This is a genomic window from Actinoallomurus sp. CA-142502 (genome assembly GCF_050936355.1).
In the GTDB taxonomy this organism is placed as follows: Bacteria; Actinomycetota; Actinomycetes; order Streptosporangiales; family Streptosporangiaceae; genus Actinoallomurus; species Actinoallomurus iriomotensis.
Map to the genome: position 1 here is coordinate 4367249 of NZ_JBNJMY010000001.1, position 17678 is coordinate 4384926.

13 protein-coding genes are annotated in these 17678 nt (G+C 73.8%); 4 read left to right on the plus strand and 9 right to left on the minus strand.

Annotated elements, in window-relative coordinates; translation table 11 throughout:
• Window positions 1-43: 43 nt before the first annotated feature.
• Window positions 44-421 (minus strand): group I truncated hemoglobin, encoded by a 378-nt coding sequence (locus ACQEV1_RS21055; protein ID WP_285619959.1) that lies wholly within the window; start codon window positions 419-421, stop codon window positions 44-46.
• A 341-nt stretch (window positions 422-762) separates the two neighbouring features.
• On the opposite strand from ACQEV1_RS21055, the gene ACQEV1_RS21060 reads away from it, so the two are divergent.
• Window positions 763-3303, plus strand: a complete 2541-nt coding sequence (locus tag ACQEV1_RS21060; RefSeq protein ID WP_433395395.1) for an ATP-binding protein — start codon at window positions 763-765, stop codon at window positions 3301-3303.
• Window positions 3304-3324: 21 nt separating this feature from the next.
• Here ACQEV1_RS21060 and ACQEV1_RS21065 read toward each other — a convergent pair whose 3' ends face one another.
• Window positions 3325-4026: a TetR/AcrR family transcriptional regulator gene (locus ACQEV1_RS21065; protein ID WP_433395397.1), complete on the minus strand. Its 702-nt coding sequence runs from the start codon at window positions 4024-4026 to the stop codon at window positions 3325-3327.
• Window positions 4027-4056: 30 nt separating this feature from the next.
• On the opposite strand from ACQEV1_RS21065, the gene ACQEV1_RS21070 reads away from it, so the two are divergent.
• Window positions 4057-4959, plus strand: coding sequence for an aldo/keto reductase (locus tag ACQEV1_RS21070; RefSeq protein ID WP_433395399.1), 903 nt, complete (start codon window positions 4057-4059; stop codon window positions 4957-4959).
• 84 nt (window positions 4960-5043) lie between these two features.
• Here the strand turns inward: ACQEV1_RS21070 and ACQEV1_RS21075 are convergent, their stop codons facing one another.
• The 3 genes from ACQEV1_RS21075 to ACQEV1_RS21085 all read right to left on the minus strand — a co-directional run bounded on the left by ACQEV1_RS21075 (window position 5044) and on the right by ACQEV1_RS21085 (window position 11015).
• Window positions 5044-7587, minus strand: a complete 2544-nt coding sequence (locus ACQEV1_RS21075; RefSeq protein WP_433395401.1) for a tetratricopeptide repeat protein — start codon at window positions 7585-7587, stop codon at window positions 5044-5046.
• Between the two features lie 75 nt (window positions 7588-7662).
• Entirely contained in the window at window positions 7663-9858 is a 2196-nt protein-coding gene (locus ACQEV1_RS21080; protein ID WP_433395403.1) for a molybdopterin oxidoreductase family protein, read from the minus strand.
• A gap of 104 nt (window positions 9859-9962) precedes the next feature.
• Window positions 9963-11015, minus strand: a complete 1053-nt coding sequence (locus ACQEV1_RS21085; protein ID WP_433395405.1) for a DUF2293 domain-containing protein — start codon at window positions 11013-11015, stop codon at window positions 9963-9965.
• Between the two features lie 46 nt (window positions 11016-11061).
• Between ACQEV1_RS21085 and ACQEV1_RS21090 the strand changes: the two genes are divergently transcribed.
• A complete protein-coding gene (locus ACQEV1_RS21090; RefSeq protein WP_433395407.1) occupies window positions 11062-11490 on the plus strand; it encodes a PH domain-containing protein in 429 nt (142 codons plus the stop codon).
• Between the two features lie 39 nt (window positions 11491-11529).
• Here the strand turns inward: ACQEV1_RS21090 and xylB are convergent, their stop codons facing one another.
• Window positions 11530-12909 (minus strand): xylulokinase, encoded by a 1380-nt coding sequence (gene xylB / locus ACQEV1_RS21095; protein WP_433395409.1) that lies wholly within the window; start codon window positions 12907-12909, stop codon window positions 11530-11532.
• Window positions 12906-14057, minus strand: a complete 1152-nt coding sequence (gene xylA / locus ACQEV1_RS21100; RefSeq protein WP_285619946.1) for a xylose isomerase — start codon at window positions 14055-14057, stop codon at window positions 12906-12908. The genes xylB and xylA overlap by 4 nt, the downstream gene beginning before the upstream one ends.
• A gap of 93 nt (window positions 14058-14150) precedes the next feature.
• Here xylA and ACQEV1_RS21105 point away from each other — a divergent pair, with 93 nt between their 5' ends.
• The gene (locus ACQEV1_RS21105; RefSeq protein ID WP_285619945.1) at window positions 14151-15377 is read left to right on the plus strand and encodes an ROK family transcriptional regulator; all 1227 of its coding nucleotides are present in this window, start codon (window positions 14151-14153) and stop codon (window positions 15375-15377) included.
• A 231-nt stretch (window positions 15378-15608) separates the two neighbouring features.
• On the opposite strand, the gene ACQEV1_RS21110 is transcribed toward ACQEV1_RS21105, so the two are convergent.
• Window positions 15609-16622 carry a hypothetical protein gene (locus tag ACQEV1_RS21110; protein ID WP_433395411.1) on the minus strand — a complete coding sequence of 338 codons (1014 nt, stop codon included), beginning with the start codon at window positions 16620-16622 and terminating at the stop codon, window positions 15609-15611.
• Window positions 16623-16798: 176 nt separating this feature from the next.
• Entirely contained in the window at window positions 16799-17638 is an 840-nt protein-coding gene (locus ACQEV1_RS21115) for a PaaX family transcriptional regulator (RefSeq protein ID WP_433395413.1), read from the minus strand.
• Window positions 17639-17678 lie beyond the last annotated feature (40 nt).

Genomic DNA, 17678 nt, shown 5'->3' on the forward strand with positions numbered 1-17678 from the left:
GCGCACGGTGGTGTCGCCGCGCGACCCCCTGTCCTGGCGGACGTCAGTCGGCGAGGGCGGGTCTGGTGACGATGTCGTCGGCGAGCGGGGCCACGGCCGCGATGATCTGGTCGATCGTGGGGTCGGGTACGCCCGCTCCGCGCAACGCGTCCACGAGGTGCCCCGCGACGAGGTCGAAGTGCTCCTGCTCGATCCCCCGTCCGCGGTGCACCTTCTTCATCGGGGCGCCGGTGTAGGTCATCGGGCCGCCGAGCGCCGCGCCGAAGAACTCCACCTGCCGGCCCTTGAGCCGGGGCAGGCCGGTGCCGACGAAGAAGCCGGAGAGCCGGTCGTCGGCCAGGATCCGGACGTAGAGATCGTCGACCACGCTCACCAGCGCCGCCTCGCCGCCGATCGACTCGTAGATGGTTGGCTCTGCCACGGGAACTCCTTCGGAGGGACACGTCGTCGTGCGGTCAATGACAGAGCGCGGCCGTTACGTCGCGATCAATCGGCCGTAAGCGGGATGAGACACTCCGTGCACAAGCGAGGGTCGGGCGCCGTGAGACCGGGCATAGGGGGACACGCTGCGGTACGCGCGCCGAAATTGCGGTTAATTCCGGCGGGGGAGGTCAACCCGCGACCCGATCATGTGCCGATACGCGCTTGCGTGAATGGCGCGAGCATGTGCACGATGCCAAATGTCGGGAAAGGCGAACACCCAGAGGCGATTTCATGCGCGAACCGCGCCGGCGGTCGGGGGCGGCCGGCCCGCCTTCGCGCGTGCGCCGCGACAGTACGATCCGGCTGGCCACGCCATTGGCGGTCGCCGCTCTGACAGTGCTGGTCACAGCCCTGACGACGGCCCTCGACGCGTTCAAACTGCCGCCTTTCGCGCGGCTGGCGATCGTCACGGGCGGGTCGGTCCTCGCCGGGCTGATCGCCCTGGTGTCCCAGCGCGAGGCGCGCGATTCCGCCCGTGAACGGCCGGTGCCCATCGGCGGAGCCGTCGCGCCCGCCCAGTTGCCTCCGGTCGTCGCGCATTTCACCGGCCGCGCCGATCATTTGGCCAGACTTCATCAGGTGTTCACCGAACAGGCCGCGGGCAAGAAAGCGCGGGAATGGAGCGGGTGCGTCGTCGTCTCCGTACACGGGCCTGGAGGCGTCGGAAAGTCGGCGCTGGCGACGCGGTTCGCGCACGAGGTGGCCGGGCGTTACCCGGACGGCCAGCTCTACTGCGACCTCCGCGGCACCGGTGACGTGCGGGTGCGGGCCGAAGACGTGCTGACCGGCTTCCTGCTCGCCCTCGGCGTCCGGCTCACCACCGACCCGGGCGGCCTGGCCGACCTGCAGAAGTTGTGGTGGACCTGGGTGAAGGGCCGCCGCATCCTGATCTTCCTGGACAACGCGCAGTTCGCCGACCAGGTGCAGGCGATCGTGCCGCCCGAGACCGGCTGCGCCGTGCTCGTCACCTCGCGGCAGCCGCTCTACCTGCGCAACACCCTGGACGTACGGTTGCAGGAGTTCACCGAGCCGCAGGCGGTGGAGCTGCTGGCCCGCCTGGCCGGCGACGACCGGGTGGCCGCCGACGCCGAGGCGGCCGTGCGCGTCGCGGCCCTGTGCGACCACCTGCCGCTGGCGGTCAGCATCTGCGGCGGGCGGCTCGCCGCGCGCCGCACCTGGTCGCTGGCCGAGATGGCCGACCGGCTCAGTGACGAGCGCCGCCGGCGGCTCGACGAGCTGGAGATCGACGGCGACCAGATCGACAAGAGCGTCCGCGCGACCCTGTGGCTGAGCTACGAGGATTGTACGGACCTGCAGCGGCGGCTGCTGCGGTCCTTCGCCCTGCTGTCCGCGCCCGACCTGCCCTCGTGGGCGGCCGGTTCGCTGCTCGGCACCTCCAAGCTGGACGGCGTCGACCAGCTCGAGGCGCTGGTCGACGCCCAGCTCGTGGAGTACTCCGGCAAGGACGCCACCGGCACGGGCCGCTACCGCCTGCACGACCTGGTCCGGCTCTACGCCCGCGAACGGGCCGAGCACGAGGACACCGGCGAGCAGCGTCGCGCGGTCATCGACCGTACGCTCGCGGGCTACCGTCGGCGGGCCGAACTGGCCGCCGCCGCGCGCTGGCCGCAGGACTGGCGCCGTCATGCGCGACGCGGCGAGCAGGACTCCGGCGAGATCGCCCCCGAGCCGTGGTTCTACGCCGAGCGCCTGACGCTCGTGGCCGGGGTGAACCAGGCGGCGAGCCTGGAGATGTGGGAGGAGGCCTGGCGGCTCGGCCGGGCGTTCTGCTCGCTGTGCCACTCGATGCGGCTGTTCTGGCAGGAGTGGCGGGCCGTGGCGGAGACGACGCTGCTGGCGGCCGGCCGGCTCGGGGACCGGCGCTCGGTCGGCATCGCCCTGATGGAACGCGCCGCGGTCTCGGGCGGGTTGGGCCGCGGTGACCTGGCCCGTACGAGCGCCGAGGAGGCCTTGGCGATCTTCGAGGGGCTGCGCGAACCGTGGTGGGCGGCGCGCGCGGTGCGCACGGTCGGCGTCTGCCTGCGGGACGCCGGCAACCTGGACGAGGGGCAGCGCCATCTGCTGGCGGCGATCGCCGGGTTCGCCTCCGTGGGCGACCGCTGGTGGCACGCGCGCACGCAGCGCAACCTGGCCGAGCTGCGGCTCGCGCAGGGCCGGCACCAGGAGGCCCGCGCCCTGCTGGACGAGGCGCTCGGCGTCTTCGAGAGCGACGGCAACCGCTACTCGGAGGCGCAGACCCTCCGCGCGATGGGCGACGTCAGCGCCGCCGAGGCGGCCGACCTGCGGGCCCGCGGCGACGGCCTCGCGGCGGACGCCGCGTTCAACCGGGCGGCGCAGGTCCTGGAGCGGGCCGCGGAGATGTTCCGGCTGCGGCACGAGCAGTGGGAGGAGGCGCGCTGCCTGCGCGCCGCGGGCGAGGTCGGCGACCCGAAGAACGGCCTGCGCGAGCTGGCGTTCGTCCGCCGCGCCATGGACACGCTCGAAGGCCTCGGCGACACGTGGGGCGTCGCCCGTACCGAGCTGTCGGAGGGACGGGCGCTGAGCCGGCTCGGCCGGACCGAGGAGGCGGTCACCGCGCTCCGGCACACCGCCGGGACCTTCCGCGAGCTCGGCGACCGCTGGTTCCAGGCACGGTGCCTGCGCACGCTCGCGGAGATCCTCATCGACGCCGGCCGGCCCGCCGAGGCGCGCGAGCCGGCCGAGGAGGCCGTACGGATCTACCAGAGCCTCGGCAACGAGGTCGGCGAGGCGCGGGCGGAGCACATCCTGGCCAGGACGCGGCGGCCGGAGGAGCGCTGAGCTCCCGCGCGGCCGTTCGGGTCAGCGGGCGAGCCGGTGGAGCCAGTCGCGCAGGAGGGCGGTCTCGGCCGGGCGGAGCGGGAAAGCGGCCTCGCCCGCGTCGGTGAGGGCGGCGTCGAGGGCAAGGGCTCGGGCGGCGAGGCCGGGGTCCATGGCCGGGGGCGGGTCGGTGGTGATGGAGTCGATGAGGGTGTCGCGGGTTCTCGAGGAGATCTCCGGGTCGCGGTCCTCAGCGGGGGTGCCGACCAGCGACAGGGTGACGCCGGTGACGGCGGCCAGACAGAGGCGGGCGGCGAGGGCGGGCGGGACCCGGAGGCGGCCGGCGGCGGCGACGCGGTCGAGGAACTTCAGCAGGAGGCCGCCTGCCTCGTCGGCGGCGGGCGGGCGGCGGCCGGGACGGCCGGTGCCGAACATCAGCAGGTAGAAGGCGGGGTGGCGTAGGCCGAAGTCGACGTGCATGTCCCAGCCGCGGCGCATGTCTTCGACCGGGTCGTCGGTGTGCGCCAAGTCCTGCTTCTCGGCCAGGTATAGGTCGAAGCCGTGGATGGCCAGGGCCGCGAGGAGGCCGTCCTTGTCGCCGAAGAGCTGGTAGAGGGAGGCGGCGCGAATGCCGGCCGCCGCGGCGACCGAGCGCGTGGAGACCGCCTGGGCGCCCTCCCGTTCCAGGAGGTCGGCCGCCACCTCGAGGATCTGCCGCCGGGTACGGGTCTTCGCGTCGTCCACGGTTGCGGCGATACATCGAGGGAGAAACCAGTGAATCGTGTCGGATACGGCGCCATGCAGCTCGCCGGACCGAACGTATGGGGGCCGCCGGACGACCCCGAGTCGGCGCGGCGGGTGTTGCGCCTGGCGGTCGAGCTGGGAGTCACGTTCCTCGACACCGCGAACGCGTACGGGCCGCGTACGGTGAACCGGCTGATCGGGGAGGCGCTGCGGCCGTTCCCGGAGGGGCTGATCGTCGGCAACAAGGTCGGCGCCGGGCGCGGCCCGGACGGGTCGTGGATCATCACCGACCACCCGGACACGGTCCGCCGGCAGGTGCACGAGGCGCTGGCCGACCTGGGTGCGGAGGCGAGCGAGTTGACGTACCTGCGGCTCGGCGGCGACGGTCCGGCACCGCCGAGCGACGTGCCGCTGGAGGACGCGCTCGGCGTGCTCGTCGAGCTGCGCGATCAGGGGCTCATCCGCCGCATCGGCCTGTCCGGCGCGTCGCCGGAGATGCTGGCCCGCGCGCAGAAGATGACGCCGATCGCGGCCGTGCAGAACCGCTTCAACCTGCTCGACCGCAGCGGCGTCCAGGTTCTCGCCGACTGCGAGGCGCAGGACATCATGTTCGTCCCCTACTTCCCGCTGGCCTCCGGGCGGCTCACCGGCCACGAAGAGCTGAGCGGCCCCGCGGAGCGCCTCGGCGCGACACCGGCCCAGGTCGCGCTGGCCTGGCTGCTGCGCCGTTCCCCCGCCGTGGTCGTCATCCCCGGCACGGCGAACCCCGATCACCTGCGCGCCAACATCGCCGCGGCGGAGGTCGCCGAGAACCTGACCGATGCCGAGGTGGCCCGCCTGACCGGCCTCGCCGACGAGTCAAAGGCCGTCATCGACCAGCCGCACCGATCCACGCTCGACGCGCTCAGATCCGCGGCGGAGAGCCGCCGCTGAGCAACCGTTCGACATCACGCTCGGTCTCGGGGGCGGGCCGGCCGCCGGCATGGAGCGAGCGACGGCAGCCGCGCGGGCTCCGGGTCAGCGCGGGCTCCCCCACGGCACGGTCTGCCACGGGCCGCCGTCGGCCTCGGTGAGGGTCCGGTGGGCGGCGAGCGCCGCGTCGTATCCCTCGTCGCCGAGACGCAGCGCCTGCCCCAGCGCCCATGCCGCCGACAGCTCCGCCCACGAGCCGTACCGGCGCCGGCACCGCTCGCCGGCCTCGACGATCAGCCGCTCGGCGGTGATCTGGTCGCAGAAGTGCGCCTCCAGGCCCCAGCGCGCCATGTGCACCGCCCGGCCCAGGGCGTGGGCCGACGTGTCGCGGACCGGACCGTCCGGCGGAGGAAGGCCGTCGGCGCGGAGGCGTTCCTCGTACCGGCCGACCCGCTCGTCCAGGTCCGGCCCGGCGTCCGCGCCGCCGAGCAGCGCGTTCATCGTCCCGCGCCACTCTTCGGCGTTCGTGACCTCCCACAGGTCGCGCAGCGAGCGCAGGCCGCCGATGTAGTCGCCGTACACGGGGCCGGCGTCGTTCCAGGGCACCGAGGCCTGGACCGCGAGCGGCGCGCCGCACGCCAGGCCGAACGTCAGCGCCCCGTCGGGCGGGCCGTCGATTCTCGTGACGAGCCGTCCGCCCGTGGGCCGTACGGCGTCGCGCGCGGCCTCGGCGAGCACGTCGGGGGAGAAGGACCATTCGAGCGCCGGCACACCGCGGTTGAACAGCACCCGCCACTCCGGGTCGGGCCACTCGCGTACCAGCGTGGCGATCGACCGCATCAGGCACACGGTGTCGGGCTGGCGGGGGATCGCGCCCCGCGTGAAGACCTGGGCGTGCTCGCGGCCGTCCACGGTGCGCACCAGCCACTGGATGACGTCGTGCCGCCCGGCGATCACGTCGTCGGCGCGTCTCTTCGGCGCGAGCACGAACAGGTCGAGGTCGGCGAGCAGCCGCAGGTACGCGGCGGCGTCCCCCCGCGCCTTCGCCTCGGCGAGGCGTTCCTCCACCGGGTAGCGCGGCTCCCAGCGGGGCGGGCGGGCGTCGTCGAGGTTGAACCGCACCTTCCGGGTGAGCTCGTGACCGGCGCCGAGGGCGTGCTCGCAGTCCGCGAGCACCTCCTCGTACAGCGCGACGGCCTCGTCGAGCCGGCCCGTCTCCTCGTACAGCAGGGCGAGGTGGTTGCGCGACCGCAGGGTGTCGACGTGGTCGGGGCCGAGCACCCGCCGCCGCCCGTCGACCACCGCGCACAGGGCCGCGACGGCCTCGGCGTGGCGGCCGAGCTCGCGGTAGGTCAGCGCGACGTTGCTGCGGGACAGCAGCGTCGCGGGATGGTCGGGTCCGAGCACGCGCTCCCGGTCGGCGAGCGTGCGTTCGTACGCCGCGATGGCCTCGTCCTTGCGGCCGGTGTCGTCGTAGGTCAGCGCGAGGAGGTTGCGCACCGCCATCGTCTCGCGGTCGTCCCGCCCGAGGATCCGCTCCCAGTCCGACACGACGCGTTCGAGCAGCGGGACGGCGTCGGCCGGACGGTCCACCTCGCGGTAGGCCTCGGCGAGGTCGCGGCGGCACCGGACCGTGTCGGGGTGGTCGGAGTCGAAGAGCCGTTCGCAGCCGGCGAGCGCGTCCTCGAGCAGCGCGACGCCCTCCTCCTGGCGCCCGGCGGACAGATAGACGTGCGCGAGCCGGATACGGACCCGCAGGACGTCGCGGTGGTCCGGGCCGTACAGCCGCCGCAGGCCCGCCAGGGCGCGCTCGGTCAGCCCGATGGCCTCCACGGCCCGCCCGGTGTCCTTGTACATCGCGCCGAGCGTGGCCGCGGACATCAGCGTGTCCGGATGGCCGGGTCCCAGGACGCGTTCGCGGTCCTTCAGCGCCCGCTCGTACGCCGCGGCGGCCTCTTCCGTCCGGCCCAGGTCGTCATAGAGCGACGCGAGGTTGGCCCGGATGGTGAGGACACCCTCGTGGTCGGCGCCCATGGCGCGCTCGGCGTCGGAGAGGGCGGCCTCCATGAGCGGCACCGCCTCGTCGAGCCGGCCGGCGTCGCGGTAGGCGAGCGCGAGGTTGTTGCGGGCGCCGATGGTGTCCAGGTCGTCCGGCCCGAGGGTGCGCTCGCGGGCCGCGAGCACCTCCAGGAGCAGCTCGATGGCCTCGTCGACGCGCTCGGCGGCGGAGTAGGCGTCGGCGAGATGGTTGATCAGCGTGATCGACATCGGGTCGTCGCGGCCGAGGCTGCGCTCCGCCTGGGTGAGGGTCTGGATGCAGATGGCGATCGACCGGTCGAGGCGGCCCGCCTCGCGGTAGGCGGAGGCGAGGTTGTTCCCGGCGATCAGTGTGTCGTGGGCGTCGGGTCCCAGGAGCCGCGTGCACTCGGCGAACGCCTGCTCGCCCAGGGTGATCGCCTCGTCCACGCGCCCCACCTCGTAGTACGCGTGGGCGAGGTTGATCCGGCACGTGAGCGTGTCCGGATGGTCGGGGCCGAGCGTGTGCTCCGCGGTCGCGAGGGCCTGCAGGTCGTCCAGCACCGCGTCGTCCAGCCGGCCGCCCGTCCGATAGGAGTTCTCCAGGATGTCCTGGAAATCGTCTTCCACCACCGGGGGAACCTCCGTCGATACGGGCACGGCCGAGACCGACCAGTACAACAATCCACCGTAACGGGCGAACCGTAATCAGATCGGATGAACCCTCACAGGTATCCCGTTGAGTACGGCGTTGCCGGACAGCGGGTCGCGGGCCCGCGGGTCGGTGAGAGCGTTGGCGCTGACGCCGGCGTGGGCCGCCGCGACCGAGCCGCGGGTGCCGGGCCGCCCGTGTCCCCAGCCGTGCGGGAGGCTGACCACGCCCGGCATGACCTCGTCGGTGATCTCCACCTCGACTTTCACGGCGCCGGCGTCGCTGGTCACCTCGGCCGTCCCCGCGTCGGCGAGGCCGAGCCGCCGTGCGTCGTCGGGGTGGATCTGGAGCGTGCAGCGGTTCGAGCCGCGCACGAGACCGGGCAGGTTGTGCATCCAGCTGTTGTTGGACCGCAGGTGGCGGCGGCCGATCAGGACGAGCCCGGTCGCGCGGCGTTCGGCGAGGCCGTCGCGCAGGCGCGCGACGTCTTCGGCGATGGGCGGCGGGCACAGCTCGATCCGCCCCGAGGGCGTCCGCAGCACCTCGGGCAGGCGTGGGCGCAGCGACCCGAGGTCGACGCCGTGCGGCGCGCGCCGGAGCGCCTCCAGCGACAGGCCGCCCGGCTCCGCGCCGAAGCCGTCGCCGTACGCCCCGAGCCGCAGCATCAGGTCCAGGCGCCGCAGGGCCGGGCTGTCGCCGGTGAGCCGGGCCGCGAGCGCGGCCGGGTCCGCACCGTGCACCGGCGAGGCCGGGTCGGCGGTGGCCGCGGCCAGCGTGCGCGTCATGATCGCCTCGTCCACGTCGGTGTCCTGGCCCGAGGCGATCCGGATGAGCCGGGCGAGGATCGCGCACTCGTCCGGCACGCCGTCCGGCAACGGCAGGACGGGCGGTGAGTAGCGCGCGGTGTTGCGGACGGCCAGGTCGCTGAGGGCGAGGTCGTAGTGCGGCGACCGGCTGGGCGGAGGCGGCGGCAGGACGACGTGCGCGTGCCGGGTGGTCTCGTTCAGGTACGGGTCGACGCTGACCATGAACTCCAGCGTGCCGAGCGCCTCGCCGAGCCGATCGCCGCCCGGCGTGGACAGCACCGGGTTGCCCGCGACGGTGACGAGGGCGCGCACCTGGCCGTCACCGGGCGTGACGATCTCGTCGACCAGCGTGGTGGCGGGCAGCTCGCCGAGGACCTCGGGCAGCTTGCCGACCCGGCTGTGCCAGCGGCCCAGCCGGAACCGCCGCCGGGACCGCGCGCCGGCCGGCCGGTGCGGCGCGAGCGGGAACATGGCGCCGCCGGGCCGGTCCAGGTTGCCGGTGAGGACGTTGATGACGTCGACCAGCCAGCTCGTCAGCGTGCCGAACGCGGCCGTGGAGGTGCCGATCCGCGCGTACACGGCGGCGCTGGGCGCGGCGGCCAGCTCCCGGGCCAGCCGCCGGATCTCCGGCGCGGCGACGCCGCAGACTCCGGCGACGCGCTCGGGGGTGAAGTCGCGCGCCAGGGCGGCGACGTCGTCCACGCCGTCCGCGTCGTCCCGGCGTTCGGCCAGGCCCTCCTCGAACAGCGTGTGCACGACGGCGAACAGCAGGTACGCGTCGGCGCCCGGCCGGATGGCGAGGTGCCGGTCGGCGAGACGCGCGGTGCGGGTACGGCGCGGGTCGACCACGACGAGCGTGCCGCCGCGCTCGCGGAGCGCGCGGAGCCGGCCGGGGAAGTCCGCGGCGGTGCACAGGCTGCCGCCGGAGTCGACCGGGTTGGCGCCCAGGACGAGCAGGCAGGAGGTGCGGTCGAGGTCGGGCACGGGGATGGCGAGCGCGTCGCCGAACAGCAGGCCGCTCGACACGTGCTTGGGCATCTGGTCGACCGTGCTCGCGCTGTAGACGTTGGTGGTGCCGAGCGACTTGGCGAGCAGCCCGCCGTACAGTCCGCCCGCGAGCGTGTGCGCGTTCGGGTTGCCGAGGTAGATCGCGAGCGCCTGCCGCCCGTGGCGGCCGGCGACGGCGGTCAGCCCTCGCTCGACGGCCGCGAACGCCTCGTCCCAGGTGGCCTCGTGCCAGCCGTCCTCAGTGCGGACCATGGGCGCGCGCAGCCGGTCGGGGTCGTTCTCCAGCTCGTCGAAGGTCGCGCCCTTGGGACAGATGAAGCCGTGGCTGAACACGTCGTCGCGGTCGCCCCGCGCCCCCGTCACCCGGCCTTCCGTGATCGTCAGCTCCAGCCCGCAGGTGGCCTCGCAGAGCGGGCAGATCCGGTACGCGGTCGCCATGGGCGCTCCCCTCATCCGCCCACACGATAAGCGCGCGGGGCGTTGAACGGAACCGCGTTCGGCGGTCACCGCGTCAGACCCGCCGACCGGGGGGCCGAGCCCGGTTACGGCCGGGTGCGCCAGCCGTCGAGGACGCGGTCGACGTCCGCGCGAATGCGCTCGCGTGCCTCCGCACGGGGGACGCCCGACATCAGCAGCGCGTCGTAGTCGGTGTCCTCGTGCCGTACGGACGCGACGACGGCGGCCCGTACGGCCGTCTCGTCCAGCGCGCGTCCGGCGGCCGAGCGGCCGACCCGGCCGCTGCCGCGGGTGCCGGTGTGCAGGGCGATCGCCTCGGCGCGTTCGGCCGGGCAGCCGGGGAACACCCGCCGGATCTCGCGCGCCGTCCGCGCCTGGAGCTCGACGTCCTCAGCCGCGCGGCGCTCACGGTCGCGCTCACGCCGTCGCGCGCGTACGTCCTCGTCGGCGAGACACTGCTCCTCGGCGAGCTCCAGCGCGGCCTCCTCGACGAGCAGGCCCTGGCGTTCGTACCGCTTGCGGCGGCGGTTGAGGCGGACCACCACGGCCGACAGGCCGCTCGCCTTCTTCGCGCGGCGGGTCAGCGCCGCGTCGCCGGCCGGCAAGAAGATCAGATGGTCCAAGTCGGCGCAGGTCAGACAGGTCGGACTGCCGTCCTCCATGACCAGGAAGTCACCCGTGCCGTGGCAGCCGGCACAGGTCCACTCCTTGAGCGGCACGACCACCACCAGGTCCGGTGCCGCGCTCTCCCGCTGGATCACCCGCTCGCGCTTCGCCTCGGACAGGTCCGGGGAGAGCCAGTGCGTACGGTAGGCGAGCTCGGCGGCCTCGTCGCCGTCGGCGGTGAACCGCAGCGGGGCGCGGTCGCGCGTGGCCGAGACGTACGGCACCTCGACCGGCCGCAGGCCGTTGTCCTCGGCCCACCGGCGCAGGGCCGTCATCACCTTGGAGATCCGGTCCGGACGCGCGCTGAGCGCCTGCTCCAGGTGGCCGAGACGGCCCTGCCGCCACTCGTCGATCCGGTTCGGGGGCAGCCAGCCGATGCCGTTCAGGACGTCGATCGGCGAGACGGTCTTCGAGCGCGCCAGCGCCGCCTCCGCGGCGGAGGAGACCCGGCTCTGGAGGGAATCACGGCTCATGGCGGCCCCAACCTATCCGACCCGCCGGCACTGCCATGCTGGAGAGATGACCGGAACTCAGCGGTGGCGCGTCGCCCCGGTGCCGACGCTGGCCAAGTTCGCCGGGGCGCTGTTCCTGGCCCTCCTGGCCGTCCTCTCGTGGAACGAGCGCGAGTGGCTCCTGCTCTGCGCGGTCGGCGCGCTGGCCCTCGGCGTGTACGGCCTGCGCGACGTGCTGGCCCCGGTCCGGCTGTCCGCCGACTCCGCGGGAGTGACCGTCGTCAACGGGTTCGCCGGCCACCGGCACATCCCGTGGCACGAGGTCGAGCGCGTCACCGTGACCGAACGCCGCTCCCACGGCCTGCGCACCGAACTCCTGGAGATCGACACGGGGGAGTCGCTCCACCTGTTCAGCCGGCACGACCTCGGCGCGCCGCTCCAGGAGGTGGAGGAGGCCCTGCGGGAGCTGCGGCCCGCGGCCGACCGGGAGCGGTGAGCGACACCCGCTGAGCGGGCGTCGTGCTTCAGCGGACGGTCAGCGGTCGAGGACGTGGTCGCGGGCCTCGGCGTAGCGCTCGCGGAGCGCCGGGTACGGGTCGGCCTCGTACGTGGTCAGGCCCGGGCGTTCCCAGCGCGGCGGCTCGGGTGTCTCCGACAGGGCCCACGCAGCCTGGACGGCCGCGCCCTCCGCGACGTACTCGCCGGCCGGCGGGACCAGCACCGGCCGGCCGAACACCGTCGGCGCGATGCGTCGCACCGCGTCCGAGCGGGCCGCCCCGCCGATGAGGAGGACCCGATCGGCCCGTACGCCCTGGCGGAGCAGGGACTCCAGGCCGTCGGCCAGGCCGCACAGCATGCCCTCGATCGCGGCCCGTGCGAGGTGGGCGGGTGTCGCGTTGTCCAGGCGCAGCCCGTGCACCGCGCCGGTCGCGTCGGGCCGGTTCGGCGTGCGCTCGCCCTCCAGGTAGGGGACCAGCGTGAGGCCGTCCGCGCCGGGCGGGGCGGACAGCGCCAGCCGGGAGAGCTCCTCGTGGTCGACGCCCAGGAGCCGCGTCGCGGCGTCCAGCACCCGCGCGGCGTTGAGCGTGCACACCAGGGGCAGGAAGCGGCCGGTCGCGTCCGCGAAGCCGGCCACCTCGCCGGAGGGGTCGGCGCACGACCGCTCCGCCACGGTGAACACCGTCCCGGACGTGCCGAGCGAGACGACGACGTCACCGGGGCGGATGCCGAGGCCGAGCGCGGCGCCCATGTTGTCGCCGGTGCCGGCCGACACGAGGACGCCCGACGCCGTGCGCCCCGCCGCCTCGGCCGGGGCGAGCACCCGGGGGAGGGCGGGCGCGCGTCCCATGGCGAGTTCGAGCAGGTCGGCCCGGTAGCCGTCGTCGGCCGGCGACCAGTAGCCGGTGCCGGACGCGTCACCCCGGTCGGTCGTGAACGCGCCCGTCAGCTTCCACGTGAGGTAGTCGTGGGGGAGGCAGACCGAGGCCGTACGGGCGGCCGCCTCGGGCTCGTGGCTCGCCAGCCAGCGCAGCTTGGTCACGGTGAACGACGCGACCGGGACGCTGCCGACCGCCTCGGCCCACTTGCCCGGCCCGCCCAGCTCGGCGACGAGGTCGTCCGCCGCGCCCGCCGAGCGCGTGTCGTTCCACAGCAGCGCGGGCCGTACGACCTCGCCGTCGCCGGACAGGCAGACCATGCCGTGCTGCTGCCCCGCGATGCCGAGGGCCGCGACGTCGTCCAGGCCACCGGCGGCGTCGAGCGCCTCATCCAACGCCGCCAGCCAGGCGGCGGGGTCGGCCTCGGTGCCGTCCGGATGCGGCGCCTGGCCGACCCGCGTGATCTCCCCGGTCTCGGCGTCGGCCACGACCACCTTGCACGACTGGGTGGAGGAGTCGACGCCCGCGACCAGAGTCATCGCGCGCCGAGCAGGTGCTCGACGGCGAGCTGGTCCAGCCGCTCGTAGTGGTAGCCCCGTGCGGCGGCGGCGTCCAGGTCGAACTCCTCGTTCCGCAGCGAGTCGAAACTCTCGCCGGGCTCCAGCGTGGGCACCGAGAGCTCGTCCACGCGCGAGGCCGCGAGCGCCTCCTGGACCTCCGGGTCCGCGCGGAAGGCGCGGGCCCGCTCCCTGAGGATGAGGTACGTGCGCATGTTCGCCTCGGCGCTCGCCCACACGCCCGAGATGTCCTCGGTACGGGTCGGCTTGTAGTCGAAGTGGCGCGGCCCGTCGTATCCGCCGTTCTCCAGCAGGTCGACGAGGAAGAACGCGCTCTTCAGGTCGCCGTGCCCGAACACCAGGTCCTGGTCGTACTTGTTGCCGTGCTGGCCGTTCAGGTCGATGTGGAAGAGCTTGCCGTGCCACAGCGCCTGGCCGATGGCGTGCACGAAGTTGAGCCCGGCCATCTGCTCGTGCCCGACCTCGGGGTTGAGGCCGACCATGTCGGCGTGCTCCAGCGAGCCGATGAACGCCAGCGCGTGGCCGACCGTGGGCAGCAGGATGTCGCCGCGCGGCTCGTTCGGCTTGGGCTCCAGCGCGAACCGGATGCCGTAGCCGCGCTCGGTGACATAGGAGGCCAGCGTGTCGATCGCCTCGCGGAACCGGTCGAGCGCGGCCCGTACGTCCTTGGCGGCGTCGGACTCCGCGCCCTCGCGGCCGCCCCAGAACACATAGGTCTTCGCGCCCAGCTCGGCGGCCAGGTCGAGGTTGCGCATCACCTTGCGGATCGCGTACCGCCGGATGTCGCGGTCGTTGGAGGTGAACGCGCCGTCCTTGAACACCGGGTGGGTGAACAGGTTGGTCGTCGCCATCGGCACGACGAGGCCGGTCTCGTCGAGGGCCTTGCGGAAGGAGGCGATCGCCCGGTCGCGGTCCGGCTCGACAGCGAGGAGGTCGTCGTCGTGGAAGGTCACGCCGTACGCGCCGAGTTCGGCCAGCCGGTGCACCGACTCCACCGGGTCGAGCGGCGGCCGCGTGGCGTCGCCGAACGGGTCGCGCGCCTGCCAGCCGACGGTCCAGAGACCGAAGGTGAACCGGTCCTCGCGCGTGGGCTGGAACTGACTGGACATGCGGGCTCCTTAATTCGTACGCGACCTGGACTAATTAAAGCGCGCATGCCCAGAGTGTCAACATGTCCGGAGGTACGGGATTAGTCTGGGACGATGCGCCATGAGGTCGCGCCCCTGCGCCACGGCACCATGCGAGAACGCAACCTGGCCGTGGTGCTCGGTGAGATCGCCCGCCGCCAGCCGGTCAGCCGCGCCCGCCTCGCCGAGGCGACCGGCTTCACCAAGACGACCGTGTCCAGTCTCGTCGCGTCGCTGGCCGGCGCCGGCCTGGTGCGCGAGGACGGGCCCGTACGCGACGGCGAGCGCGGCCGGCCCGCGACCGCCGTCTCGGTCAACGGCGACCGCGTCGCGGGCCTGGGACTGGAGATCAACGTCGACTATCTGGCCGCGTGCGTGCTCGACCTCGGCCGCCGGATCCGGCACCGGCACATCGTCGCCGCCGACAACCGCGACCGCGCCCCCGAGCGCGTCATCGCCGCGCTGACCGGCCTCGCCGCCCGCGCGATCGCCGCCGCGGGCGAGCAGGGGCTGTCGGTGGCGGGCGCGGTCGTGGCGTTGCCCGGCACGCTCGACCAGGGCGGCGGACGCCTGCGCAGCGCGCCCAACCTCGGCTGGGACGACGTGCCGGCCGGCGAACTGCTGGACGCCGGCCTGCCCGCGCTCCCGCTGGCCGCCGACTACGACAATGAGGCCAATCTGGCCGCGCTCGGCGAGCTGTGGTTCGGCGACGGCCCGGCGCTGGGCTCGTACGTGCACGTGTCGGGGGAGATCGGCATCGGCGCGGGCATCGTTGTGGACGGCCGGGTGTTCCGCGGTGCGCACGGCTTCGCCGGCGAACTCGGCCACGTCGTGGTCGAGCCCGGCGGATCGCCCTGCGCCTGCGGCGGGCGCGGCTGTCTCGAACAGGTGGCCGGCCAGGAGGCGATCCTGCGCGGGGCGGGCATCGCCGCGGTCACCGCGACGTCGTCGGCGAGTCCGGACGGCCCCCTGTCGGCGCTGGTCGCCCGGTTGGAACGGGGCGACGAGCGGGCGCTGACCGCCGTACGGCGGGCGGGGGAGGCCCTGGGGCAGGCCCTGGCCACGGCCGTGAACCTGCTCGACCCGGACACGATCGTGCTCGGCGGCATCTTCTCCGGCCTCGCCCCGTGGGCGCGTCCCGCGACGGAGGCGGCGCTGGCCGATGGCGCGGGCCTCGTCCGGCGCTCGCCGCCGCGGCTCACGGTGTCACGACTCGGCGGCGACGCCGCCGCGCTGGGCGCCGCGTCTCTCGTCGTAGAACGGGTTCTGGACGACCCCTCGCGCCTGGTGACCCGGTGCTGATCCCCCGATCCGCGAGTACACCATCCCCCGGAAGGGGACCGGGCCTCGCCGCTCGTGGATGCACCCGCGGCGTCCGTACGCTCAGGCCGGATACGCGCAGAGCCGCCGTGTCCTGGGCGCCCGCCGGGCCAGGCCGCAGGTCGCGGCCGTGTTCACCGGCTGGTCGTAGGTCGGGTCGGTGAGTTCGACGGCCGCCCCTGAAGAAGATGGGGCGGCCGCGTGGCCGTACGTTCAGGCTGGGGGTTCGCAGAGTCGGCGGGCCAGTTCGGCGTTGGCGGCCGCGTCCTCGGGGCTGCGTCGGGCCAGGCCGCAGCTCGCGGCCACGTCCACCGGCTGCCCGTAGGCCGCGTCGGCGAGTTCGACCGCACGTCGCAGGTCGGACTCGCTGCTCGTCTCCTGGACCAGGCCCGCGACGAACCGGGTGCCCGCGCCGAGCTTCAGGTCGCGCAGCGGTGCGTAGAAGGGCGGGTCGGTCGGCGCCGGGTCGGTGCCGCCGGTGAACGGCGCGTGCACGTACTCCAGCGGCCGGTCGGCCGGCCACCGGCGCACCAGCGCGTTGGCGAGCTGGACGAACGGGCGCGCGTCGCTCAGCCTTCCGAGGTTCTCGTGGTTGAGGTCGCCCAGGCACAGGTGCAGGCCGAAACGGGCGCCGGCCGGGGCCTCCCGGGCCAGCCGCGCCACGCCGCCGGCCAGGAAGCCGGCCATCGCCGCGCGGAGCGGGCCGGGCATCCGGCACACGAAGATCAGCTCGACCGGGACCTCGATCTGGAAGATGACGTCGTCGCCGGCCTCGGCGTGGACCCGGCGCATCTCACGCCCGAGCACCTCCCGGAACACCGCACGGTGTTGGAACGCTCCAGCCGGGCCGAAGGTGAACAACGACAGATCCAGATCGCCGGGAATGCCGACCTGGAAGGACAGGTCGTCGCGCCCGCGCTCGGCGCGCAGCTTGCGGAACGCGGGAAGCGCCGCCAGCGCGTCCGTGTCATGCCGGAGGTCCAGAGCGTCGGCGGTGAGCGTGTGCCCGCGCCGCACCCGGTACTTGGGGGTGTCGTCGAACGACGTCCAGGCGCCCTTCCGCACGAGGACGAAGTCCGGGTGCTCGGAGAAGCCGTTGATGAGGTTGACGATCCAGTGGTAGCGGTCACCGACCTCGCCGTCGGTGATGGAACGGACGTGGGGACCGGCCCAGTCGAGCATGGACCGCATGGCATCTTCGGTGTTCTCCGCCGGAATACTTCCCACAAAATGGAGCATTCGGGACATATCTCCGCCCCTTCTTCGCCCCGGAATCCGCCGTCCGCCCCGGCCTCGGCCGGAATATCGGACAGATCAGAATGGGCGTCTCGCCGTGTTCGGCTGAGAACTTACAGTGACTTAGGAGGGAAATGCCAGCCCTGCGGGTAAATCTTCTAAGTCCGTTATCGGCCGGTCAGCTCACGCCAGCGGCACTGAGCGACGTCGGACCATTCGGCATGCCGGTCGGCGAACAGCCGGCGCGACTGGTCGCCGATCCAGTTTTCGGGTAGCAACTCGGCCGGCAGCCGGGGATCGAGGAACGGGAACCGGCGCCACTCGTGCACGAGGCGCGCCTGGGCGAGCATCGTGTCGTGGGCCGTGGCGGGCTGCAGGCCGCCGAACGTCTCGGCGAACGCGGCGTACTGCGCGGCGACCGCGTCGAGGTCCCACGCCCGGAGCACCATCTCCCGCTCGCTGCCGATCGCGGCGAACCGTGCGGTGAACGACATGGCGCCCTGGTCGAGGCCGAGCCCCTGCACGACCGACAGGACCTCCGGCTCGCGCGACGGCATCGGCGAGATCCACATGCCCGGGCCCGGCGAGCCGAAGCCGGCCCAGGTCAGCTTCGTGCGGAGCCGGTGCCGGAGCCGGCGCTTGGACTCGGGGACCGAGACGTAGAGGATCAGCCACACGCCGTCCCAGGCGGGGGCCGGCGTGCCGAAGGCGTAGATGCGCTCGGCGCCCTCGGTGAGCAGCCGCCGGCCGGACGGCGTCAGCGACCAGCGGACGCTGCGCCCGACGCGCTCGGAACACAGCCACCCGTCGCCCGCCGTGCGCGCGAGGGCCTGGCGCGCCGACTTCTCCTCGACCCCGAGGCTGTCGAGCACCTCGACGATCGTGGCGGTCCACACCGGGGAGTTCTGCGGCAGGACGAACTCGCCGAGGACCGTCAGCAGCAGGGAACGCGCGCTCGTCTCGCCCACGGCATGGCGCCGGGTCAACGTGGGTCGAGTGGCTGTCACCCGTGTCACTCTACAGTTACGTGTTGCATCATGGCCGATA

Bases quoted from the DNA above. Each gene is read 5' to 3' on its own strand.
- ACQEV1_RS21085 (WP_433395405.1), bottom strand. From the start codon at position 11,015: ATGAGCCGTGATTCCCTCCAGAGCCGGGTCTCCTCCGCCGCGGAGGCG.
- ACQEV1_RS21090 (WP_433395407.1), top strand. From the start codon at position 11,062: ATGACCGGAACTCAGCGGTGGCGCGTCGCCCCGGTGCCGACGCTGGCC.
- ACQEV1_RS21105 (WP_285619945.1), top strand. From the start codon at position 14,151: ATGCGCCATGAGGTCGCGCCCCTGCGCCACGGCACCATGCGAGAACGC.
- xylA (WP_285619946.1), bottom strand. From the start codon at position 14,057: ATGTCCAGTCAGTTCCAGCCCACGCGCGAGGACCGGTTCACCTTCGGT.
- ACQEV1_RS21080 (WP_433395403.1), bottom strand. From the start codon at position 9,858: ATGGCGACCGCGTACCGGATCTGCCCGCTCTGCGAGGCCACCTGCGGG.
- xylB (WP_433395409.1), bottom strand. From the start codon at position 12,909: ATGACTCTGGTCGCGGGCGTCGACTCCTCCACCCAGTCGTGCAAGGTG.